Source organism: Dolichospermum sp. UHCC 0406 (genome assembly GCF_009712025.1).
GTDB classification, from domain to species: domain Bacteria; phylum Cyanobacteriota; class Cyanobacteriia; order Cyanobacteriales; family Nostocaceae; genus Dolichospermum; species Dolichospermum lemmermannii.
In genome coordinates this window covers 1-25,044 of record NZ_VILA01000022.1, presented here as the reverse complement: position 1 = coordinate 25,044, position 25,044 = coordinate 1, and the positions used below count along the sequence as shown (strand labels likewise).

General features: G+C 38.0%; 18 protein-coding genes and 1 tRNA gene. 4 read left to right on the top strand and 15 right to left on the bottom strand.

Annotated features, from left to right (window positions below; genetic code table 11):
• Positions 1 to 226: 226 nt before the first annotated feature.
• The 10 genes from FJR09_RS18975 to pstS form a co-directional block, all read right to left on the bottom strand.
• Positions 227 to 2,794 (bottom strand): formylglycine-generating enzyme family protein, encoded by a 2,568-nt coding sequence (locus FJR09_RS18975; RefSeq protein ID WP_254433156.1) that lies wholly within the window; start codon positions 2,792 to 2,794, stop codon positions 227 to 229.
• Between the two features lie 41 nt (positions 2,795 to 2,835).
• Complete coding sequence (locus FJR09_RS18970; RefSeq protein WP_168653882.1) at positions 2,836 to 3,804, bottom strand: MoxR family ATPase; 969 nt, start codon at positions 3,802 to 3,804, stop codon at positions 2,836 to 2,838.
• 8 nt (positions 3,805 to 3,812) lie between these two features.
• On the bottom strand, positions 3,813 to 5,615 hold the full coding sequence (locus FJR09_RS18965; RefSeq protein WP_168653881.1) for a trypsin-like peptidase domain-containing protein: 1,803 nt from the start codon (positions 5,613 to 5,615) through the stop codon (positions 3,813 to 3,815).
• A 5-nt stretch (positions 5,616 to 5,620) separates the two neighbouring features.
• Complete coding sequence (locus FJR09_RS18960; RefSeq protein WP_168653880.1) at positions 5,621 to 5,986, bottom strand: CU044_2847 family protein; 366 nt, start codon at positions 5,984 to 5,986, stop codon at positions 5,621 to 5,623.
• Positions 5,987 to 6,263: 277 nt separating this feature from the next.
• A tRNA-Cys gene (locus tag FJR09_RS18955) sits at positions 6,264 to 6,335 on the bottom strand.
• A 121-nt stretch (positions 6,336 to 6,456) separates the two neighbouring features.
• On the bottom strand, positions 6,457 to 7,053 hold the full coding sequence (locus tag FJR09_RS18950) for a chromophore lyase CpcT/CpeT (protein WP_168653879.1): 597 nt from the start codon (positions 7,051 to 7,053) through the stop codon (positions 6,457 to 6,459).
• A gap of 82 nt (positions 7,054 to 7,135) precedes the next feature.
• On the bottom strand, positions 7,136 to 7,915 hold the full coding sequence (pstB, locus tag FJR09_RS18945; RefSeq protein WP_168653878.1) for a phosphate ABC transporter ATP-binding protein PstB: 780 nt from the start codon (positions 7,913 to 7,915) through the stop codon (positions 7,136 to 7,138).
• Positions 7,916 to 7,953: 38 nt separating this feature from the next.
• On the bottom strand, positions 7,954 to 8,826 hold the full coding sequence (gene pstA / locus FJR09_RS18940) for a phosphate ABC transporter permease PstA (protein WP_168653877.1): 873 nt from the start codon (positions 8,824 to 8,826) through the stop codon (positions 7,954 to 7,956).
• Between the two features lie 87 nt (positions 8,827 to 8,913).
• On the bottom strand, positions 8,914 to 9,873 hold the full coding sequence (gene pstC, locus FJR09_RS18935; protein WP_168653876.1) for a phosphate ABC transporter permease subunit PstC: 960 nt from the start codon (positions 9,871 to 9,873) through the stop codon (positions 8,914 to 8,916).
• 152 nt (positions 9,874 to 10,025) lie between these two features.
• A complete protein-coding gene (gene pstS, locus FJR09_RS18930) occupies positions 10,026 to 11,066 on the bottom strand; it encodes a phosphate ABC transporter substrate-binding protein PstS (protein ID WP_168651408.1) in 1,041 nt (346 codons plus the stop codon).
• 735 nt (positions 11,067 to 11,801) lie between these two features.
• Here pstS and FJR09_RS18925 point away from each other — a divergent pair.
• Positions 11,802 to 13,601, top strand: a complete 1,800-nt coding sequence (locus tag FJR09_RS18925) for an aspartate kinase (protein WP_168652716.1) — start codon at positions 11,802 to 11,804, stop codon at positions 13,599 to 13,601.
• Complete coding sequence (locus FJR09_RS18920; protein WP_015079675.1) at positions 13,598 to 13,927, top strand: YnfA family protein; 330 nt, start codon at positions 13,598 to 13,600, stop codon at positions 13,925 to 13,927. The genes FJR09_RS18925 and FJR09_RS18920 overlap by 4 nt, the downstream gene beginning before the upstream one ends.
• Positions 13,928 to 14,000: 73 nt before the next feature.
• On the opposite strand, the gene FJR09_RS18915 is transcribed toward FJR09_RS18920, so the two are convergent.
• From FJR09_RS18915 to FJR09_RS18905, 3 genes are all read right to left on the bottom strand, one after another.
• Positions 14,001 to 14,399 carry a nuclear transport factor 2 family protein gene (locus tag FJR09_RS18915; protein WP_015079674.1) on the bottom strand — a complete coding sequence of 133 codons (399 nt, stop codon included), beginning with the start codon at positions 14,397 to 14,399 and terminating at the stop codon, positions 14,001 to 14,003.
• Between the two features lie 54 nt (positions 14,400 to 14,453).
• On the bottom strand, positions 14,454 to 15,842 hold the full coding sequence (gene hisS, locus FJR09_RS18910) for a histidine--tRNA ligase (protein WP_168652715.1): 1,389 nt from the start codon (positions 15,840 to 15,842) through the stop codon (positions 14,454 to 14,456).
• Positions 15,843 to 16,181: 339 nt separating this feature from the next.
• Positions 16,182 to 17,603, bottom strand: coding sequence for an aldehyde dehydrogenase family protein (locus tag FJR09_RS18905; protein ID WP_015079672.1), 1,422 nt, complete (start codon positions 17,601 to 17,603; stop codon positions 16,182 to 16,184).
• A 297-nt stretch (positions 17,604 to 17,900) separates the two neighbouring features.
• On the opposite strand from FJR09_RS18905, the gene FJR09_RS18900 reads away from it, so the two are divergent.
• The gene (locus FJR09_RS18900; RefSeq protein WP_168653098.1) at positions 17,901 to 19,415 is read left to right on the top strand and encodes a phenylacetate--CoA ligase family protein; all 1,515 of its coding nucleotides are present in this window, start codon (positions 17,901 to 17,903) and stop codon (positions 19,413 to 19,415) included.
• A gap of 140 nt (positions 19,416 to 19,555) precedes the next feature.
• On the opposite strand, the gene FJR09_RS18895 is transcribed toward FJR09_RS18900, so the two are convergent.
• Together FJR09_RS18895 and groL are read right to left on the bottom strand one after the other, a co-directional pair.
• The gene (locus FJR09_RS18895) at positions 19,556 to 20,488 is read right to left on the bottom strand and encodes a cobalamin-binding protein (RefSeq protein ID WP_015079669.1); all 933 of its coding nucleotides are present in this window, start codon (positions 20,486 to 20,488) and stop codon (positions 19,556 to 19,558) included.
• Positions 20,489 to 20,787: 299 nt separating this feature from the next.
• Entirely contained in the window at positions 20,788 to 22,461 is a 1,674-nt protein-coding gene (groL, locus tag FJR09_RS18890) for a chaperonin GroEL (protein WP_015079668.1), read from the bottom strand.
• A 163-nt stretch (positions 22,462 to 22,624) separates the two neighbouring features.
• Between groL and FJR09_RS18885 the strand changes: the two genes are divergently transcribed.
• Entirely contained in the window at positions 22,625 to 23,707 is a 1,083-nt protein-coding gene (locus FJR09_RS18885) for an MraY family glycosyltransferase (RefSeq protein WP_168651619.1), read from the top strand.
• The last annotated feature ends 1,337 nt before the right edge of the window (positions 23,708 to 25,044 follow it).

Here is a 25,044-nt window from a genome sequence, read left to right as displayed (position 1 = left end):
ACCCATCCACAAAACCACCAAACCATCCTGTACATCTTTAAATCCTGGACATCCTGATTCAGACAATGATATTTCCAGGGAATACCTTAATAAAACAATCAATTAAAATCAGTATCAGAAAACCTATAAACAAAACGACCAACCCATCCTGTAAATCCTTAAATCCTGGACATCCTGATTCAGACAATTACAAAGGTAAAGGGCAAAAGCGCAAGAGTACAAAGGGCTAAAGAGTCCTCGCCGCACCACTACATACAACCCGAAAACCGATATTGATGTTGTAGTTATCGAGGTTGAGGATGTAGCGAAAAGCAGAACGGCAATACACAGGATAGTTGAGCCACGAACCACCGCACAGCAGTTTAAGATTACCGCTCTGACTATTCCAGGCGGTGCCATCATTAGGTGCATTTGTATAGTTAGCGTGCCAATCATCTTGACACCATTCCCATACATTACCGTGCATATCATATAATCCAAATTCATTGGCTATTTTAAAACTTCCTACTTCTGTTGTTTCTCCTTTCCGAATTCCTTTAACTCCATCACCATAAATATAGTTACCATCATAATTAGCTAAATCTGTTGTAATCGTCTCACCAAAATGAAATGGTGTGGTAGTTCCGGCACGACAAGCATATTCCCATTCTGCTTCACTGGGCAGTCTATAGGGTCTTTGACTATGATTTGATAGTCGGTTACAAAACTCCACCGCATCATGCCAAGAAACCCGTTCTACAGGACGATTTGCTCCTTCAAACCTAGATGGATTTGGTTTTAGTTCTTGGTTGACTTGAGGTAAAGCGGCTACTACTTGCCATTGTGCTTGGGTAACAGGATATTTACCCAATAAAAACGGTGGTACTGTAACTTGATGCTGGGGACTCTCAGTTTCCCTGCGTCCTGGCTCATTTTTTGGTAAACCCATCATAAAACTACCACCGGGAATTGCTACCATTTCTAGTTGAATACCATTACCTAAGTCTTCTATAAACTGCTGGGCTTGTTTTTGTTTTCTCTTAATACTCAATTCTGTTTTTTGTTTCGGCCATCCTAATTTTTTAAGCTCAATAGTAGCAACTTCAAAATCAAAAGGTTCTAAGTTGATAGATGTTTCATTTTCTGTGATGATAGCAGATTCAAATTCAAAGGTTTTGATTTCTGGTAGAGGTAATTCGTGAATTACCCCTACTGGGTTTAACTGTTCTGCTAACCTAGCATAATCTCCCCCTAACTGACGCAATACTTGTTGATTAATCTCAGCAAAGGGGAAAATTTCTGCCTTTGTTTTTTCATCCAAACCAGAATTAGGAAATAGCAATGCAGGAAAACTTCTAATTGATATACCAGCTTTCTGACATATATATTCAGAAACAGCTTTGAACATGGCTTCAATTTCTGTTAATCTTACAGAACGCCATAAAACTTCTCGCACTCCCTCAACAAAATCATATTGCCACTTTTCTGGCTGATTTTCTTTACTAATTAACTTAGGTTCTAACAAACCACTCATAAAAATTTCCGCCAAAATAATTGGCTTTCTTGGTGGTGGCAACATTTTTTCTTGAATCAGATGAATTACAGGTATACTTACAGGTGCAGAAGACATCAAATTTGCTAATCTTCTCGCTAAAGGTGAAGCACTACGATAAAAGTTATTAACTAATAATTCTGGATCTTTTGTTGTTTGTGAACTGGATAATTTATCTGTGGGTTTTAACTCTTGCCAATTAGGCATAAATAAAATACCCACTGTGTCAATATTACCTGTACCTGCAATCACTTTTGCCCAATATTCTAAAGATTCAGGTTCTAAAATCACAATAGGTAACTTTAACGCTTGATTGGGTTTTTCTTCTAACCAGAAGGGGAAATCATGAATAGTCAATTTAGAATTGAGTAAACCTGGTTCAATCGCACTTAAAGAAACGGAAATACCCAAATCTAAAACAGTGCGTTCCCATAATTGTTCCGGTAATAATTGCAGAATTGTTACCGAGACTTGTTTAGACCATAATTCTAATAAATTATCTATTTCTCCTTCCCACCATAAAGAGGAAATACAATCACTAATTAATAATATTAAACGTCTACCATTAGGTTCTAATAGTTCTTTGGGACTGCGGGAACGTTGTTTTTTTGTAGCTTTTCTCTGCTGGTGAAAAAATTGCGGTTTACCATCATTTGTGCATAAATTCCAAGTATAAACATTTCTAAAAGCTCCATGTCTTTCCATTAATTTGCGAAACTCATTGATAGTTTCTTCCCAAACTACAGTCGCGCGATTTTCTTCAACAACTATCACTAAATCTAACCAACGTTCTCGCGCAGGTTTTAAAACTGGTATCCAAACATCATTTTCCGCTATTTGTTGGGCTGTATTTTCTTCATCTAAAACAAATTTTATCCGAGATGGAACTTTCCGCATCAATGGACGGAGTGACCTACCAATTTCTAAAGCATTAGGTAAAGCAGCAACAGCAGGAGCTTTAAAAGGTACTCCTGATGATGCAGGTTTTGATTTTTCAGAGGTTGATTTTTCAGTAGAATTAGATTGAGAAATAGAATCTACACCATTTTTTGTATAAGCTTTAGCTGTAGTTTCTTGAGTTTTTTCTACTGTAGAATCATCCGAAGCATCTAAATTTTGATCACTTTCTCGTTGAGGTAATTTAGAAATCTCAGTTTGAGAAATTTGATTTGGTTGAGTAACTTCATCAACAGATGTAATTGCTAATGGTAATTTGATCTGGTTTGCTAACCAAATAGCATCAGCAATTTCTTCTGCACTCATGTCCAGTTCTAGGTGTTGTAGACGTTTAATCAACCTGTTGATCATGAATCCTCGGAACTATCTAAATACTTTAATATTTTCTCAATCAAATCATCTTTAGTTGTCCCTGTTGGTGAATTTTCTCTAGTAACTAAGTAAACAGCGTTAAGAAGTTGATCTGTTGCTAATTCCCCATTTTGACGTTTTTTGAGAAATTGCTCAATTAAATTATCCGCTTTTTCAGATAGTTCATCATCTAACTGTAGATGTGCTTTAACTATTCGTTCTAATTCTGTTTTATCTGGTTCTTGAATATTTAATCTGATACAACGTCTTAAAAAGGGAGGAGGAAAATCTCGTTCACCATTACTGGTTAAAATCACAAAAGGAAAGGATGTACAGCGAATTCTACCTTTTTCAATAGTGGCTTTTTGATCTTTATATGCTGTCTGTACTTCTACCCGATCTAGTTTATCAGCTATGCGCCTTAGTTCTGGTATTTCAAATTCTCCCTCTTCAAAAATATGTAGTAAATCATTAGGTAAATCAATGTCACTTTTATCAATTTCATCAATTAATAAAACTCTGGGTTTGTCAGATGGTAGTAAAGCTGTTCCCAGTGAACTTAAATTAATATATTTACCAATTTCTGCTAAGTTGTCTTTGTCTTTATCTTTATCTTTAGCATCTTGTAAACGTCCTATGGCATCATAATTATAAAGTCCATCTTTTAGCGTGGTGCGGGTGGTAATTGGCCAATGTAATACTTCTCCTAATCCTAGTTCATAAGCTACAGCATAGGCTAAAGAAGTTTTACCTGTTCCTGGTTTACCAGTTACTAATAAAGGTCGTCGTAAATATAAAGCCGCATTCACTAGGTCTATTTCTTCTGAACGTGCTTGAAATGTTTCTGCGCGTCTTTTTTTGGGGTCGCTTTCACTATTATTAAAATCTCGCCAACTTGGTGGTTCTGGAAGGGTCCAGTTTATATTTTGTGTATTGTTTCCTTGAAATATTTTCCAGTCTGTCATAAGAATACCTAGTTAATAATGATTGGTTCAGATTTAAATGGTAAAATGTGAGGGTTTTCGTAAATGATAAAAACATTATTTACGAATAGATATTGATTGTCGTTGTCATTAAGCAAAAATTTTTCATATTGTTCCAGAACATGATTAGGTAATGTATGAATATAGCAATTTAACTCATTATTTGCTCTGATTTCATATTCTTGTTGCTCTAAAGTAATTTTATCTCTGTGACAGATAGCGATAGGAACAACATTACTCTTCAATGAACTAAAAATCTTAATAATTTTATCAGCATCATTTTTTTTATTCTCATCAAAAATATTTAGTATAACACCAATTGCTTGCTTCATTAATACAGAAAATCTTGTTTCATTATATTCATGTAGCTTTTGAAAATCATTGCAGGTAATATTTTCTAATTGCTGCCATTTATCAATCCAATTGCTTTGTTTAACATTTAAATAGTTTGTGTCTAAGCGTGTAACATCACGAACCATCACCGGATATCTCTGACGTACAGGAATTCTATCTCCAAAATCATCAATTTCCCATGTTTCAACAGGATGATTAAGGTATTGTGGGGGTAGAAAAAATACAAATTTTTTATCCTTTTCTAACTTACAAGGAATTTTTTGGAATAATGAAAGAAAAAGGTTTTTTTCAATTTCTTTGAGTGTAAAGCTATCATCAGGAGAATCAGAAAATTTAATTGACTCAAACCCTGTTTGGTGTTTTATATAATTTTGAATATTAGGAATAACACCACCACTAATTTTAAATTTTGGGATTTTTGATCTTGATTTTGTTGTCAATGGTTCTATTTTAATTAATATGTATGATTCCGGTTTAGTATCAGTATTTTGATATTGTTGGTTAACATTTTTAATCAGGTTATCAAAATTGTCTATATTATCACTTCCCCATTTTTCTAACTTTGTTTGAGGAATTTGAGAATTAGTAATTAAATATTTTATAAATTGTGCTGTATTGTCGTTATGATTAAATTTTTCATTACTATCTAAATTACGTTTATCCCCATCATACAAATCTTTAACAATACCTTCTACTGTGGTTTGAGGCGAATTTACTAAACCACAAGATTTATAAGCTGTTTGAATAGCAAAATTTATAGCTGTATCCAGATTAGTAGTTAAGACTTGAATGAGGCTCAAAAAACTCCAAGATTCAAGCAGCACAGTTGCAGAAATCATAAATGCTCTTTTATCATCTTCTTCTGTAATAACTCTTTCTACAACCATTCCTACTGCTTCTTGTAAGGATGGAAACCACACCGCAGAACCACTATATCCTGGTTCAATTTGATAACTTTTTTCTGCTGTGTGTATTTGTACTAAGCCAAAAGCATCTTCTCTGTTTATATGTATCTTACCAAATGACCAACGACCATTGTAATCATAATCTTTAGGAAAGCCAAAAATTTGAAAATCAAAATTATGGTTTTGCAAATCTAATGTAGAAATTAGTTGAACGGGATTTGCGGAATTTGGTGGAGTATCTTGTAATTCAAGTCCAGCAATATCTTCTCCTTTTTGGCTTGTTAAACCACGCCAAAATACAACCTTAGCTTTTATTATTGTTCCAGGAGCAATAAAAGGAAAGTCAAGTTCGATAACTTCATTTAGTAATTCTTTTTCTTCCTTAATACCTAAAGCATCCATAACTACATGAGCGCAGGTCAGAAGATGCTGCTGAGTTACCAAAAAACCAGCACCAATAACTTGTTTGGTATCTTTATAGTAAATGCGAGCGATCGCACTTTCAAACCTCTTATCTTGACTTTCCTGTGACATAGAACCTATGAACTCTGTTGTTTTGAACTCTCTTCCTTGCTCCACTTCACAGTAATTTCAAAGTTTACTTCTCCACCTACAGAAGTTAAAATCACTCCTGCTTGAGTAGACAATTTCACACCAAACTTTACTTCCATTTCTTTAGTATCCAAATCTTTGAATTGATCTGCAATAGTCGTAACTACTGGTTTAATCTGCTGGATAGCTTCTGCAAAAGTTTGTTTTGCTTCTGTAATTTTGTCAGAAACGATTTCAGAATGATTCTTTGAAACCCTCTCTCGTCCTCCTTCTTTTGGTTTTTCTGGTGCTTCAACTTCCACTAAAATAGTTCCACCATCTAAGGTGAAGGGAACTAATACTTTTTCTGCCATATTATTGAAATTAGTGTTAATTAGGCTATGCAATATCAAATATACGACATTACCAGCATATTTGAAAAGTAAAGAACTGCACTAGCAATAGTTTGTAAATTAGTGTATTGTAAGTTACATATCAGTTTTTTTAGGGATAACTCCAGGATAATTACACTTTGCAGTTATCCCAAACTAGCCGAATTTACCCCAAAAGTATCCCAAAAAAATTAGGGACGAGTATTAAACCCGTCCCTTATCTGACTATCTAAAATATTAGTTTTAGCTGTTTTCTCAAAGGCGACACCCGGATTTGAACCGGGGGATGGAGGTTTTGCAGACCTCTGCCTTACCACTTGGCTATGTCGCCGCGCCCACAATTGCTAATAGTAGCACCAATTTTCCAAATTTGCACTATCTGGGAGAATTTTTTTTGAAGATTCATGTTTTTACTTAACTGGACAGACAAAAAGCCTGTCCTCCAATGGATCTTAGGGATTTAATTTCACTTCTTCGGCAAAATTCGCCCAGCGCGCAAAGTAAAATGGCCCTGCGACAGAACCCCAAATATGCTCATCTGTATCAGGATTTCGTCCTCTGTCGCGGCTGATGAACTGTTGACCATCAAGTTCAAAATCACTATCTAAATAGGTTCTTTGCCCGTCACGGATGACAATGCAGCCTTTTCCTGGTTCGACTGTGCCTTGGAATTTGTTCCCAGTCCACTCTACAATCATGTTACAACCACAGAGTCTTTCCAAGCGATCGCTCGTTAAAGTCTGCAATCTTGGTAAATCACGGGAAGCACCATAAAAGTCTTTTTCATCTTTGACAGTATAGTTTTCAATATGGATTTTATCCCCCACCGTAGTCAGATGTAACACCCGCACCCGATAGGGCTTATTCAGCATATAATCATAAGCTTGTTCCACGAACAAACTTACCCCTGATAACACCCCCCAATGGAGGGGACGCATACATACACGAATATGGGCAAAAAAAGCCGGATTCTCAAAAACCTGGGCTTGATTGCTAAAATCAGCCGCCATCCAACGAGCTAAGGTGACAATATCTGTAGAATGAGTCATACCGATTTCGGATTTGGGAATAGGAATGCAATTAATTTTAAATCCTGATTACCCTCAATCTACACTTTTCTATTGTATGTACTTAACCGAATCGTCCAGACACATAGTCATGGGTGCGAGTATCTAGCGGATTCCGAAAGATTTGACTAGTCTCCCCGAATTCCACCATTTGACCAATGCGGCTTTCATCGGTGCTGAAAAAAGCAGTAAAATCAGAAACGCGAGTTGCTTGCTGCATATTATGAGTAACAATCACAATCGTGAATTCTGTTCGCAATTTGTGAATTAATTCTTCTACTTTCATTGTAGCGATCGGATCAAGGGCTGAACAGGGTTCATCCATTAGTAAAACCTTGGGTTTAACCGCTAAAGCCCTAGCGATACAGAGACGTTGTTGTTGTCCACCAGAAAGACCTGTAGCAGACTGATGAAGTTTATCTTTGACTTCATCCCACAAAGCCGCACCTTTCAGGGCAGATTCGACAATTTCATCTAATACTACTTTTGGAGATCTACCAGCAATTCTCACACCATAAGCCACATTTTCATAAATGCTCATGGGAAAAGGATTGGGTTTTTGGAATACCATGCCAATTTCCCGACGCAGACGATTGATATTAATCTTAGGATCGTAGATGTTCTGACCAAAAAATTCTATCTGACCTTCGACTTTGACTTTTCCTTCTAATTCACTAATCCGATTAATGGTTTTAATAAATGTAGATTTACCACAACCACTAGGACCAATTAATGCAGTAACTTGGTTTTTATAAATATCTAATGATATTCCTTCAATAGCTTTATAGTTTCCATAATAAAAGCTAAGATTCTTGACTTGGATGGCAGTAGTTAAGTTACTCATGATTGACTAAAGTACGAAAGAAAATTTTTTAGTTGACCTTATCTTTTCTTAGCAATTACGCGAGATAGCACGCTGAAAAACAAAACTAAAGTTAGGAGAATGATGGAGGTTGTCCATACTAATTGATTTACGGCTGGATCGGGATTGTTATAAAGGTTAAAAATCAATACTGGTAAGGAAGCAGTAGGACTTAATAAACCATCAGACCAATTTTGACTAAATAAAGCGGTAAAAATTAGTGGCGCTGTTTCGCCAGAAGCACGGGCTATAGCTAGGGAAATACCGGTAGTAATCCCTGGGATAGCCGAACTAACAATAACACGAAAGGTAGTTTGAAAACGAGTTCCTCCTAAGGCTGCGGATGCAAGACGTTGGGGAACAGGAATGAGCTTTAAAGCCTCTTCTGTTGTCAATACTATCATTGGTAGCATGATTACAGCTAAGGCAAAACCACCGGCAATGGCGCTAAATCCCTTAGTTAATAAAACAATTACACCGTAAGTGAATATCCCAACAATAATGGAAGGAACACCTGTCAGAATGCTAGTAATAAACCGCACATACCGCGTAAGTGGGCTGGTTTGACTAAATTCTGCTAAGAAAATTCCTGTAATTACCCCGACAGGAATACTGAGTAATGCACCGATACTTACCATAAGTATAGTACCAAGAATAGCATTAGCAAACCCATTTTCAATTAATGGATGAAATAACATCTCTAGCTTGAAACCAGAAAGCCCCCGTGACATGATTTCCCACAGTATGGATGATAGTGGCAACAGTGCTAAAACACTCAAACCAAAGGCAATCCCATTCATTGCGTATGTAAATAATTGCCTACCTCTGGATAATGGCTGATACAATTCAGTCGCTGTGGACTGATCTATTTCTGAATTTGGATAAGCACTCATGTTAATTTTGGATTTTGGATTTTAGATTTTAGATTTTTTGTAGAGGAATAAATTGAATTTGGGCAACCACGGGGGGTTTGCCCCTACTTATCTATTCTTTTTACCAACCCACTCCACTACTAATACAGCCGCAATATTTATAGCTAGAGTTAAGGCAAATAAAATTAGACCTAAATAACTTAATGCCCCAATATGTAAGCCCGGTTCGGCTTCGGCAAATTCATTGGCTAAAACTGCGGGGATATTATATGCTGGATCTAAAAGAGATAGACTGATTTGGGCGGAGTTACCAATTAGCATTGTTACAGCCATTGTTTCTCCTAAAGCCCTACCCAGAGATAGCATTGTTGCACTAACCATCCCAGAAAATGCTGCTGGTAATAAGACTCGAAAAATTGTTTCCCAACGAGTTCCTCCTAAAGCCATAGATGAGCTACGTAACTCTTTAGGGATAACCATTAAAACATCACGAGAAATAGCTGCCATTGCGGGTAAGGTCATAATGGCGAGAACAATACCTGCTGTCAACATATTGTTGCCGGCAGGGTCTTGTGTATTAAATAGTGGTATAAACCCAAGGACACTACTTAACCATTTTTCTATGGGGACGATGAAAGGAATAAAGATGAAAATTCCCCATAAACCAATAATTACACTGGGGATAGCGGCAATTAATTCGATGACAAAGGCTATGGTAGTTTTGACTGGATTTGGTAAAAAGTCTTCACTTGTGACTAAGGCTATGGATATGCCTACGGGTATAGTTAATAAAACAGCGATCGCACTGCTGACCAAAGTTCCGTAGATGTAAGGTAATGCCCCAAAAATTTGATTCCCTGTATCCCAATCTTGTCCCCATAAAAAGCCCAATCCAAATTTATCAATAGCTGGTTGTGCTTCTTTAAAAATCACCCAGGTCATGAGAAAGAGGATAGCTACAGTAATACCAGAGAAAATATACACTAGCCATGTAAATCCCTTATCAAACCAGAAATTAACGCCACCTGTCGATCTTAAATCAATATTTCCATCACTTAAATTAGCCATGATCAATAAAAAGTTTATGAAATCTGGTACATTAGATATAAGCGTTCACCAATCAGCCCGTAGGGGTAATTCATGAATTACCCCCACCAAATTAGGATGATCAAATTTAGCTACGTAACAGTCTAGATGACGGCTGAATGCTTACGTAAAAATTACTTAACGGTGCTATTTACTGTTTGGAGAACACGGTTCACAACATCACCAGGAATTTTGGTGTAGTTGAGGTCATCATTATACTGTTGACCATCTTTGAGTACCCAGTTAATCCATTTCTTCACAGCTTCAGCTTTAGTAGGAGTGGAATATTTGTGATAAACCATCATCCATGTCAAACCAACGATAGGATAACCTTGACTGGGATCTCCGATAAAAACGCGGTAGTTACTAGGAAAAGCTACATTGGATAAAGCTGAGTTAGCAGATGCTAAAGAAGGAGCGACAAATTCTCCTTTCTTATTTTGTACTTCCGCTGAATTTAGTTTGTTTTTAGCAGCGTAGTCATATTCAACATAACCAATAGATCCAGGGGTGCTTCTCACTAAAGCAGCTACACCAGGATTACCTTTACCTTTGAGGACGTTTGGTAAAGTCCATTTGGGAGCGGTGTTAGCTCCAATTCTGCCTTTGAAATAACCACTAATAGCACTTAAATGGTTGGTGAAAATAAATGTTGTACCACTACCATCAGCGCGAACTACAAATTTAATTGGACTATTTGGTAGATTTGCACCGGGGTTATCCGCTTTAATTTTTGGATCATTCCAGTTTTTAATTTGTCCAGAGAAAATTGCTGGTAATGTGGTACGAGATAATCTCAATTTGTTGACACCAGGTAAATTATAAACAACGGAAACGGCACCACCAGCAGTGGGTACTAAGATCACACCATTCTTAACTTTAGCGATTTCATCATCTTTCATCGCTGCGTCACTACCACCAAAGTCAACTGTTCCCGCAATGGTTTGACGAATACCACCACCACTACCAATGGCTTGGTAGTTAACTTTCAAGTCGGGGTATTTTTTCTTAACTTCACGAGCATAACGTTCGTACAAAGGAGCGGGAAAGGTTGCTCCAGCACCGTTTAAAGTTTGAGCTTGAGCGATCGCACTCAGCATTGGACTCAATGCAACAGCCCCGGTTATGACTGAAGTGGCAACAACACGATTCAAAATGGTGGATAAAAAAGCCATACTGCCTCTTAAGTTTTTAGAAATACTTACTTAGGGAATTACATCCTGGTATTAATTTGATACTAAATAGTTAAGAGAAGATTAAGAAACGAACAATCTCAGTTTAAATTCAATTTAAACATTTAATTTTAAGTAGTCGGACAAAATTAAATTCACTCGTTGAGAGAGGGAACAGGGAACAGGTAATTGGTAATTGGTGATTGGTGATTGGTGATTGGTGATTGGTGATTGGTGATTGGTAATTGGTAATTGGTGATTGGTGATTGGTAATTGGTAATTGGTGAAAACTATTCTTCTTTCTCCTTCCTCCTGAACTCCTGACTCCTGACTCCTGACTCCTGACTCCTGACTCCTGACTCCTGACTCCTGACTCCTGACTCCTGAACTCCTGAACTCCTGAACTCCTGAACTCCTGACTCCTAATTCTATAAAATATCCTAGCAGTGTTATGTAAATAAACAGTCTGCTAGGAATACGTGGTATTATTTGCCATGTTTGAGCGGATTAGTATTTATTTATTTGCATAACAATACTTTTTTATCCCTAACCACAATAAACAAAAAAGGTGATAAATTGGTTAAGATAATTCATGTAAATGGTTAATTTGTGATTAAAATCAGAGTCCAAGATTGCTAACGGATGTATTTTTTCTGGTAATCTAAGCTGGCACTTTCAGGGTTTTTCATAGTCATGACAACCTTGACTGTGGCAAAACAAGTGATTAAAGAGAATTTTATGGCGCTCATAGTTCAAAAATACGGTGGTACATCAGTTGGTTCAGTTGAACGGATTCAAGCTGTTGCGACTAGAGTTAAAAAAACGGTCAAAGCTGGAAATTCTGTAGTAGTAGTGGTTTCAGCGATGGGTAAAACTACTGATGGGTTAGTGAAACTAGCTCATGATATCTCTAAAACTCCTAGTCGTCGGGAAATGGATATGCTGCTTTCTACGGGAGAGCAAGTTACCATTGCTTTACTAAGTATGGCATTGCAGGAAATTGATCAACCAGCAATTTCGATGACTGGCGCTCAGGTAGGCATTGTTACCGAAGCAGAACACTCTCGCGCTCGGATTTTACATATTGAAACTGAACGCTTAATGCGGCAAATTAATGGCGGCAAAGTGGTTGTGGTTGCCGGGTTTCAAGGAATTAGCAGTACAGAAGAATTAGAAATTACTACTTTGGGACGTGGTGGTTCTGACACTTCCGCAGTGGCGATCGCCGCCGCTATCGGTGCAGATTTTTGTGAAATTTATACAGATGTCCCCGGAATTTTAACTACAGATCCGCGCCTTGTTCCCCAAGCTCAATTATTGACAGAAATCACTAGTGATGAAATGCTGGAATTGGCTAGTTTAGGGGCGAAGGTATTACATCCCAGGGCTGTGGAAATTGCCCGCAATTATGGCGTTCCCCTGGTGGTACGGTCGAGTTGGACAGATCAGCCCGGAACTTGGGTAACAACGCCTCCAAGGCAAGATCGGGCGTTAGTGAATTTAGAATTAGCTCGACCTGTGGATGCTGTGGAGTTTGATATTCAACAGGCTAAGGTGGCTTTATTGCGTGTTCCTGATAGACCAGGGATAGCAGCCCAGTTATTTGGGCAAATTTCCCAGGAAAATGTTGATGTGGATTTAATTATTCAGTCTATTCATGAAGGTAATACTAATGACATTGCTTTTACAGTAAATACTTCAATATTAAAACGGGCGGAAGCAGTATCATCGGCTATAGCACCGATATTTAAAAATCAGCATAGTTCAGATGAAGCGGAAGTAATAGTAGAAAAAGATACTGCTAAAGTGAGTATTGTGGGGGCGGGAATGATTGGTCGTCCGGGGGTAGCAGCGCAGATGTTTAAAACTTTGGCTGATGCTGGTGTAAATATTCAGATGATTTCTACCAGTGAAGTTAAGGTGAGTTGTGTTGTTGATGCGGTAGATTGCGATCGCGCTATAGCTGCCCTCTGTCACACCTTTGAAATTAATTCTTCTTCTACTGCTTTAGCTTCTCCTGGTGCTAATACCCCTGCTGTGCGTGGTGTTGCGCTGGATATGAATCAAGCGCGAATTGCGATTCGGCAAGTACCAAATCGTCCGGGTATGGCCGCCAAATTGTTTGGATTTTTGGCAGAATATAATATCAGTGTGGATATGATTATTCAATCTCAACGGTGTCGAATAGTAGATGGTGTTCCCCGTCGAGATATTGCCTTTACTGTAGCGAGAATGGACGCAGAAAATGCCCAACAGAAATTACAGCAAGTTGCAGCGGAGTTTGATTGGGGTGAGGTAGTATTAGATCAGGCGATCGCTAAGGTGAGTATAGTTGGTTCTGGGATGGTGGGACAACCAGGTACTGCTGCCAAAATGTTTACAGCTTTAGCCAAAAATCACATCAACATTCAAATGATTGCTACTTCAGAAATTAAAATTAGTTGTGTTGTGGGAGAAGATGAAGGGGTGAAAGCTTTGCAAGTTATTCACTCAGCTTTTGATTTGGCTGGAAGTGAAAAATTTGTAGTTCCAGTGTGAACATATCCAGTCTGATTTTTCTTTTAATTGCAGCATTCGGAGAAATTTCCGGGTGCTACAGTTTTTGGGCATGGTTAAGATTAGGAAAAAGCATCTTTTGGATTATTCCCGGAATTTTTGCTTTGATTATCTTTGCTATTTCCCTAACTAAAGTAGATGCCGATAATGCTGGTAGAGTTTATGCTGCTTATGGAGGAATTTATATCCTTTCATCATTACTCTGGTTGTGGTTAGTTGAAGGAGTAAAACCAAATAGATGGGATTTATCAGGTGTGATAATTTCGCTTGTGGGAACAGTGATTATTTTATTTGGTTCACATAGATAAACGAACGCAGATAAACGCAGATAAACGCGGATGAATTAATGAATTTTATGATTCTGTGCTGTTGTATTTCTTGTTAATAAGATTTACCATCACTACCAAAGTATTCTCGATAAGCACAAACTTGATTATCTCGAATATCAAAAGCAACTGCAACGCGATTTTTATAAGGATTGCCAAATAAGTTACCTTCATCCCGAAATTCAAAAATCACGGTTTTTTCATTGCTAGTAATATTGTCTAAAGAAGTAATCTTAATTCCTGGTTGGAAAGCCTCAGAAACATATTCAAAAAACTCCTTTGCTCGTTCTTTACCTATATTTAACCCGTGAAATTTTCCCATAGGAAACCAAAAGGTAAAATCATCCGTTAGCATATCTAAAAATGCTTGCCAATTACCAGTTTCTAAGCCTTGTGTAAAATACCCAAATGCTTGTTGAGCAATTCTTAAAGTGTTTTCTGATTCTGTCGTCATCTATTTATTCCTGATTGTTCATAATTTACCACGCTGTTAGCGTGGTAATCAAAATTATGCCAGTCTGCGTTTAACTTCTTCTGGTAAATCTGCCAAAGCTACTTCTATTTGTTCACCACTTTGTAAATCTTTCAATGATGATTTTTGTGCTGCTGCTTCTTCCGCACCAATAATTACACAAAATCTAATACCCTGTTTATCTGCGGCTTGAAATTGTTTACCTAAAGGGCGTTTTTCAAAGTTAGTCACAACATTAATTCCCCCTTGACGTAACTGTTGAGATACTTGTAAATAAACAGGCATTAAATCCTCTTGCATATTCACTACTACCACTTGAGTAGGAGTTGCAGATAAAGTATTGAGAATACCCGCTTTTAACAACCTGCTAATTAACCGAGTTAAACCAATAGAAATACCCACACCAGGCATTTTTTCACCGATAAATGTTCCCACTAATTCTTCATATCTACCACCAGAACAAATACTCCCCAAAGCTGCATGACCTAATAAGGTAGTTTCATAAACTGTTCCAGTATAGTAATTTAAACCACGAGCAATAGATAAATCAATACAGAAACGTTTATCAGCAACTCCTAAATTTCTCACTCCATTAATTACAGTTTCTAATTCCGTTACTCCTAAATTAAATTGTCCTGTTTCTGGCAAATTCTCAGCCAGGTGTTTGAGTTTATCTAAAACATCATCAATACTACCATCAATTTTCACAAACTCAATAATTTTTTCCGTTTGTTCTGAGGAAATACCTTCTGTCTCTAACTCTTGTTTAACTTTAGCTTCACCAATTTTTTCCAAATTATCAATAATACTAATGCAGGTTTTAATTTGGTTTTCAGCAACTCCTACTGATTGGAAAAATCCTGTCAGGATTTTGCGGTTATTAATGCGAATAACAAAATCACCAATATTAATCTTTTCAAATATTTCCGTGATAATTGCGGGCATTTGGGCATCATAAAGTAAACTCAGTTTACCACGAGCAACTACATCTATATCACATTGCCGAAACTGTCGAAATCGTCCATCTTTTGCCCGTTCACCCCGAAATACCATATCCATTTGATAACGAGCAAAAGGAAAAGTTAATTCATTTAAGTGACGAGCAATATAAGCAGCAAAAGGAACAGTTTGATCAAATTTCAAAGCTCTTGCTTCTGAACCTGTTTCTCCAGATTTATCCTTTTCTGCTTGGCGATTTGGTGGTAAAATTGGCTCAATACCATAAATAATATTGTCACCTTGATTACCTTTAGCTTGTAGAACTTCTAACCTTTCCACTGCTGGGGTTTCAATGGGTGTAAAACCATAACTTTCAAAAACTTTGCGAATAATATCTAGTAAATATACTTCAAGACGCTTTTCACTAGGCAGAAATTCAGGAAATCCGCTCGGAGTAGAAAAGTTAATTTTGTCACTTTTAGTCATGTTTTTACCTTAATAAATGGGAAATTAACCACAGACTATTATCTTATCTTTTATTTACAGCACATAAGAGGATGTTTGAAAAGTATCAGAATTAATCGAGATCCCCCCAACCCCCCTTACAAAGGGGGGCTAAATTCCTCAAAGTCCCCCTTTTCAAGGGGGATTTAGGGGGATCTGCGGGTGTCAGATCCCACACGAAAAAGTTTTCAAACAACCTCTAACAGGTAAATAAGGAAATACTCAACATGATTAATAATTGTGCCAAAATTCACTTGATCTTTGATAATTTGGTAATTGGTAATTGGTAATTGGGAAAACTTTTACCCAGTTTCCATATCCCTAATCTTCATTATTAAACCACCAAGGGTCTTTATCAATGTTAGTTTTAATCAAAAAGGCTTTTTTTCGCATAAAGCGTTTAAAGGCAGCTTTACCCATGCGTGAACCTCCCAAACCAGAAAATTTAAAGGCATTTTTTTCTCCTTCTTGCATCATAGCTGTTAACCCTGCATCATTAATACTAATAGCACCTACATCTATTTGCATACCAATTTCTAATGCTAACTCTTCTGATTCAGAAAATATAGCAGCACTTAATCCATAAATAGAATCATTAGCTAAATTTATCGCTTCTTCTATATTAGCAAAAGACATAACCGGCATAATTGGACCAAATGTTTCTTCAGTCATTACTTTCATGGAATGGTCAACTTCAGTCATAACCGTGGGACGACACCACCAACCTCCACCTAATTCTTCTACTTTACCACCACAGTGAATTACTGCCCCTTTAGAAACTGCATCTAGCAGATGATCATTAATAATAGCTGCTTGTTTTTCACAAATAATCGGACCAATTTCACCACTTTCAATAGTTGGGTATGCCAATTTCAATTTATGGGATTTAGTGACTAATTGATGATAAAATTGTTCAAAAATAGATTCAGCAACATAAATTCTTTCAATTGATAAACATGACTGTCCCGAATTCACAACAGAACCCCACAAAATTGCTGAAGTTGCTAAGTCTAAATCTGCTGATTCTAAAACAATAGCTGGGTCTTTGCCACCTAATTCTAAGCAAGCAGGAATGAATTTTTGGGCTGCTGCTTCTGCCACTAACCGCCCAGTTTCTACACTACCTGTAAAACAAATTAAATCTACATCTTCGATTAAATCTGCTCCTGTTTGTCCTGCTCCTTCGACAAAATTTAAAACATCACGTAATTGCGGAATTGTATTCAGAGTTGTCATTAAAGGAGCAACAAAACGGGGAGTGATTTCACTGGGTTTAACTATGACTGCACAACCCGCTAATAAAGCTGGAATTGTATCAATTGTAGATAACAATAGGGGAAAATTCCAAGGACTAATTATGCCAACCAGAGGATAAGGAACAGCCGTTTGTTGTAAAGCAATAAACGGAATAGATGTATTTTTAGCTGTCCCTTGTAGTAATTGTGGAGCTAAATTACACCATTTGTCAATATTAGCAATAAATGAATCTACTTCTGTCACTGATGTTGATAATCTTCCCGTATCACTAACTAAAGCTTCTGTTAATTGTGTTCGGTCTGATAATATTGCTTTTTTCCAGGCTTTTAAAGCGGCAATTCTGCCTTCAACTCCTAATTTCTGCCAGATAATTTGTCCTCTTCGCAAACGGTGACATTGCTGGGAAAGTAATTTTGGTGGTGGAGGAACGATGACATAATCAAATTTACCTGTGCGGGGGTTGCGGACTTCTATTGGTTTACTCATTTGTGATTAATTTAAATGTTATCTCTCGCAATCTCTCTTAGAGGATGTTTCAAAAGTTGTATTCCGTAATTTTCATTACATTGCTACCCCCCTTTCCCCTTGTAAAGGGGGGAAACAATAAAAATCCAGTTCCCTCCCCTTTACAAGGGGAGGGTTAGGGTGGGGTAAAAAATATTTGATACATCAACCATAACTTTAGGGTCAGGCGTGGGGCTTCTGTCGGTTAAGCTAAAAAATTGCATTTATAGATAAAATACTGACAAAGAGCGATCAGATTTTTGTTAACACACAAGCTTTATGAAACCACAAATACCAACACAACGGGCAATTCTGGGATTAGAAGATTTTATATCTACTCCCTTAGCAGAGAAACTAGAACAGCATCTTCACATTGACAGTCGAGAAAGAGCGATCGCATTATTTCAAGATGTAGCTGCTAGTGTACCCGCTTACCAGGCATTTTTAGCAGAACGAGGCATAAATCCTCAAGATATTCAAACATTAGCAGATTTCCAAAACTTACCAAAAGTTAATAAAGAAAATTATATTTCCTATTATTCTTTGCCCCAATTGTGTAATAATGGACAACTAGGAAGCTGTGATATGATTGCAGCTTCCTCTGGCTCAACAGGTAAACCCACATTTTGGCCGCGTTTCGTCACTGATGAATTACAAATAGCCACCCGCTTTGAGCAAATTTTTCATGATAGTTTTCATGCAGATACTAAAACTACTTTAGCAGTAGTTTGTTTTGCTCTGGGAACTTGGGTAGGGGGAATGTTTACTACTAATTGTTGTCGTCATTTAGCCGCTAAGGGTTATCCGATTACCGTCATTACTCCAGGGAATAATAAACCGGAAATTTTGCGAATTGTCCAGGAATTAGGTGGTAACTTTGAGCAAGTTGTGTTATTAGGATATCCACCATTTTTAAAAGATGTCATTGATACGGGTATTGCCAATAATATCGAATGGGGACAATATCATATTAAGTTAGTCATGGCAGGAGAAGTATTTAGTGAAGAATGGCGCAATTTAGTAGCCCAAAGAATAGGTTCTGAAAATCCCTGTGATGATTTTGCTTCTATGTATGGAACAGCAGACGCGGGAGTTTTAGGCAATGAAACCCCTCTTAGTATTTGTATTCGGCGGTTTTTAGCAGTCACACCTCAAGCTGCTAAAGCATTATTTGGGGAGTCGCGTTTACCTACCTTAGTCCAATATGATCCTAACAGTCGGTTTTTTGAAGTGGAAGATGGAAATTTACTATTTTCTGGTGATAATGGTGTACCTTTAATCAGATATAGTATTCTTGATCAAGGTGGCTTAATTACTTATGCCCAAATGCGAGAATTTTTAGCAGCATGGGGTTTTAATCCCATTACAGAATTACAAAATCATCGGGGAATTCATCAATTACCTTTTGTTTATATCTTCGGACGTTCTAATTTTACGGTTTCCTATTTTGGCGCAAATATCTATCCAGAAAATGTGACGGTAGGATTAGAACAACCAATTATTAGAGAATGGGTAACAGGTAAATTTGTTTTACAGGTAAAAGAGGATTTAGACAAAAACCGCTTTTTATCTGTAGTAGTAGAGTTAGCACCAGGAATAGAGGATAAAGAGGAGAAAAGATTATCTATAACTGCTGCTATTCTTGCTCAATTATTGCGTCTCAATAGTGAGTTTGCTAACTATGTTCCCCGACAATATCAAACTCCATTGGTAGAATTAAAACCCATTGGTGATATTGAATATTTTCCTATAGGTGTCAAACACAGATATACCCGGAATAATATGCGTAAATAGTCAAAAAATAGGTAAGAAATCAAAATCTCAAACTTTGCGCCTTTGCTTCTTTGCGCCTCTGCGCGAAACATAATTAATAATAACGCAACGGCCAAAATTTAATAAAACTCTTACCTATAATCAGGTTATTTGCATACTGCTTATAAAAGTTGCCAACCAGTACCTTGATAACCATAATCAAAGATATCTGGATGCAATATTTCTGCGAGAATTTCTAAAGAATCTACCAACCGCGGACCAGGACGGTTAAAGTAAGCATTGCCATCAGTAATAAATACTCTCCCTGATTGGACTGCATGGAGTTTTTTCCATTCTGGACGTTGAGTTAATACTTGAGCTTCTTGCTGAGTCTGTTGTAAATCAAAGCCACAGGGCATGAAAATAATCACATCTGGGTTACTATCTACTAATGTTTCCCATTTAACATGAGTAACAGGTTTACCCATCAGGCTAAATAATGGTTTTCCTCCTGCTAAGTTGATTAATTCAGGAACCCAATTTGTAGCGGTCATCAAAGGATCAGTCCATTCAACGCAAGCGACTTTAGGCATTTCTGCACAGGATAGCCCTTGCAGTCTTCGCTTACAAATTCTCACACGGGCTTCTAAATTTTCCAGTATTTCTACTGAATCTACTCCAAATGTGTGACTAACCCGTTCAATATCACCCCAAAGCTCCTGTAGTGTGTTCGGTTGTAAGGAAATTATTTGCGGTGAACTGTGGGTAAGTTGGGCAACTGCTTTTTCTACTTCCGGTAAACTGACGGCGCAGATATCACATTGATCTTGGGTGATAATGTGGGTAGGGTGCAATTTCTCTAAAACATCAATTTTGATTTTGTAGACACCTAAAGCAGATTGTAATAGATTGCTGGCTTCGTCATGAATAGAATGGCCATTAGCGTCACCATTCACACGGGCTTGGGTACAAACTGGAAGATTGGTGATTTCGGGAGGATAGTCACATTCATGCGATCGCCCGACCATAGCATCAAATAAACCCAGTTTAGCGACGATTTCCGTAGCACTCGGAATTAAAGAGACAATTCTTATATTGTTACTTGTATCAATCATAGTTTCACCCCCTGGGAATAGGAGTCAGGAGTCAAAAATAGAAAATGGTGTTAAGTTGTTTTTAACAGATGTTTCTACCCTCATTTTCACATATTTTTAGAGAGGCGGTATCTATCTTGAGGATGTTAGCCTTTTGATTTTTCGACAAGCTCAGTAACCAGATTCCAGAATCTTAATTTTAATTAAGCGTTAACGAACCGTTTGCGACTCCACTGAAATGATGACAAAAACCCACCCCTGAAAGCGTTAGGGGTGGGTAATTCATAAATTATGGATTTGGGATTTGGGACAGTGGCAAATTAGAACATACCCATGCCGCCCATGCCGCCCATACCGCCCATACCGCCCATGCCGCCCATACCACCCATGCCGCCATCAGGGGACCCAGCGGATTGTTTTTCAGGCTTTTCAGCAATAATGGCTTCGGTGGTTAGTACCATACCAGCAATGGAAGAAGCATTTTGTAAAGCGGAACGAACCACTTTTGCGGGATCAATAATACCAGCCGCAATTAAGTCTTCAAATTCGCCTGTAGCTGCGTTATAACCGATATTCAAATCAGTTTCCCGAACTCTGGCAACAATCACAGAACCTTCTGCCCCAGCGTTTTCCGCGATTTGCCGGAGGGGAGCTTCTAAAGCTTTTTTAACAATATCAGCGCCAATTCTTTCTTCAGGAGTGAGGCTGTTTTTAATAGCATCTACCTTGGTAGATAGATAAATTAAGGTTGCACCACCACCAGGAACAATACCTTCTTCTACCGCTGCTTTGGTAGCGTTGAGTGCGTCTTCAATCCGCAAGGTTCTGTCTTTCAGTTCTGTTTCCGTAGCTGCACCGACTTTAATCACGGCAATACCACCAGCTAACTTAGCAATGCGTTCTTGCAGTTTTTCGGTATCATAATCGGAATCAGTTTCCGCCAATTGTTTACGAATTTGCTCAATCCGGATTTGGATTTCTGGTTTAGCAGTATTACCAGCGACAATGGTGGTATTTTCCTTGTCAATGTGGATTTTCTGAGCAGTTCCCAACATTTCCAAAGTAGCTGTATCTAAGCTCAAGCCAATTTCTTCAGAAATCATTTGTCCATCTGTGAGAATGGCAATATCTTCTAACATAGCTTTGCGACGTTCACCAAAACCGGGGGCTTTAATCGCAGCTACAGCCAATACACCACGGGCTTTATTTACAACCAATGTTTGTAAAGCATCACCGTCTACATCTTCAGCAATAATCAGTAAAGGTTGACCTAAACGAGCAACTTTTTCCAAGATAGGGACTAAATCTTGAATGCTGCTGATTTTCTTATCAACAATCAGGATACGGGAGTTTTCAAACTCTACTGTCATCCGTTCATTGTTGGTGATAAAGTAGGGAGAAATATAACCTCTATCAACCTGCATCCCTTCCACTACTTCTAGTTCAGTGGTGAAGGATTTAGATTCTTCAACGGTAATTACACCGTCTTTAGTCACTTTCTCCATGGCCAGTGCAATCATCTGTCCGACTTCAGCATCATTACCAGCGGAAACTGTGGCAACTTGAGCGATTGCACTTCCTTCTACAGGTTTAGTAATTTTGGCAATTTCTGCTACCAGTGCTTCAACGGTTTTATCAATACCCCGTTTTAAGCTAATGGGATTTGTCCCAGCGGCTACATTTTTTAACCCTTCTTTAATCAAGGCTTGTGCTAAAACTGTGGCAGTGGTAGTTCCATCGCCAGCTACATCCTTAGTTTTCGATGCTACTTCCTGAATAAGTCTAGCGCCAGTATTTTCTAGAGGATCTTCTAATTCAATTTCTTTGGCAACAGTGATACCATCGTTAACAATTTGGGGAACACCAAATTTTTTCTCTAATAGGACGTTACGACCTCTTGGACCTAAAGTTATTTTCACTGCATCTGCCAGTGCGTTAATACCTCTTTCTAAAGCCCGTCGTGATTCTTCATTAAATGCAATAATCTTAGTCATGTTTTATTTTTCTATTGCTTCCATTAGACAATTTAGCACTCACTGACCAAGAGTGCTAATCCCTTTCCCCAATTTAGATTAACAATCAAAATCCCAAAATTGATTAATATTAACAGTTGATACTTATGTTTGACCATAAAACTCATGATTCTATGGGGAGCAAATGAACTTAGCGAACTCCCTTAAATCCCTTGGCATTGCTGACCCTAGCGGCTCCGGCTGGTTAGCTGTAGTATTTACGTTTCTATTAGCTTTGATTGTTACCTGGCGTTTAATTCCCACAATTCGCAAATTTGCCTTAGAGGTAGGTTGGGCAGATCAACCCAACGCTCGACGATTGAATCAAGAACCTTTACCTAATGCGGGAGGTTTGGCAATCTACGCGGGTGTTATTGCGGCTTTGGTCTTGGCTAGTCTCTTGCGGCCGATTGAACTGCAAGGGGTCTTAGCCCAGGTTTTAACGATTCTCCTCGGTGGTTCGATTTTAGTTCTAGTTGGCTTTATTGATGACCAATTTGGCTTACCTCCATCTGTGCGGTTATGGGCGCAAGTAACGACTGCACTTTTGTTGGTTGGTAATGGGATTAGCATCCAAGTTGCCTTTGGTACACCCATTGATTCTCTCCTGTCTATGGCGTTAACGGTGCTGTGGGTGGTGGGGATCACTAATGCTGTTAACCTCATGGATGGCATGGATGGTTTGGCTGGTGGTATCAGCTTTATTACTGCTATCAGTTTGTTAGGTGTTTCTGCCCAGTTTGATAATCGCGCTGCTGCTACTTTGGTTTTGGCAGCTTTGGGAGGGGCTGCGCTGGGCTTTTTACGCCATAATTTTCATCCATCACACATCATTATGGGTGATGCTGGGGCATACTTTTTTGGTTATGTTTTAGCAGCAACCAGTATTTTAGGTAAACTCCAATTAAATACAATCTATGCCCTAATACCTACAGTTTTATTTCTGCTGTTGCCAGTTATTGACACTACTCAAGTGTTTGTGCGCCGGCTCATGGCAGGAAAAAATCCTTTGAGTACACCAGGTAAAGACCACCTCCATCATCGCTTGTTAGCCTGGGGACTATCCCAACGTAATGCGGCTTTTATCCTCTGGTCAATTACTTTAGGCTGTAATTTGCTGGCTATGAAAGTCCAGGGTATGAGTTTACCAGTGATGCTGGTCACTGCTATCGGTATTATTTTGCTGTTAGGGTTTACCCTTTGGCAAAGAATGTTGAATAATCGGTGAATAGGGAACAGGAATTTTACAACTATACCCCTGTTCTGTCACTCTCCGAAAAGCTTTATCATTTCTGAATTCTAGAGTTCTTATACAGTAGGCGAACTGCTTGCAGCAGCGCTTCGCTATCGCCCAGTTATTTCTGAATAGAAATTCCACAAGATGACTAAACCACGAAATTTTAACGACAAACACCTGAATCAATTGTTATTGCGTCTCTTGAGAACTTTTTATTAATAGGAAAAATCGGAAAGTGACAAAAGAGGGATACAGCACTTCCCGATGTTATGAGGTACAAGAACCCCACCCCCAACCCCCTCCCCGCAAGCGATGAGGGGGCTTAAGATGTACCTCATAAGAGCGGAAACCGCTGTAAACTTTTGCGAAATGACAAAGAAACTAGATGTGTAGGGGTTTAGCAGTCCATTCAAGTCCATTCAAGCCAGGGAATAAATTCCCTGTCTAAAAGCTAAAGTCGGTTAAAACCGACTATTTTAGCAAAAATAGGATAATTTTTGATTTTGAGTTAACTAGAGTGCGTTTTAACGCACTTTAGCTTTTAGACCGGAACTTAAGTTCCGGGCAGGTTTGTAAAAAATTAGAATTTTTAAACATACTCTAACCTTTCAATTGCATATTTGATGGGAATATAAGCTGTTAAAAATTGATAGTAGTATTGACATTGGTGACTACCAATTAAAAAAATATTCTAACTTGTCGCATAGATATAGGGTTTGACACTTATCAGTATTTATGTCAAACTTGTGCTTGTATAGTCTTTAACTCAAAAGTGTTACAAGTTGTGACACATACTATTACCTTCAGACATCATCTTAATACCAATAACTAATTAAATCCATGAATACTCTACTCAATTCTGCCCTGACGCTGACCTATAACCAACTCAGCACCTTTGCTGGTTTAGATAACTTCTGGAATCTATTCGATACTACATTTGGCATACATTTGGCACACAATACAATCGTAGTGCAGCCGTAACCCTTCGTACTCAATGGTAAGTTGGTGAATAATTCAGGATAGATTCACCTGCGTGATCCCAGTAATTCAGTATCAATTAATTTAGTTAATCAATTCTTGAACAAAAAAACTCTAAAACATAGGAGCATCTATCATGGCTAACAACTTTAAATGGGTTAACGCAACTACCTTAAATGGCACTCTTTGGGATAATGGAACTCTATCTTCAGCAAGTCCTATTACCCAGGGGAAACGCATCTAATTTTTTTTGACAAAATGTAACTTCTATGAATAGATAAAAAGGGCAGTATTACCATGTTAATATCAAGCCAATAAATGAGTATGAAGAAAATTTGATGGTAAATTCG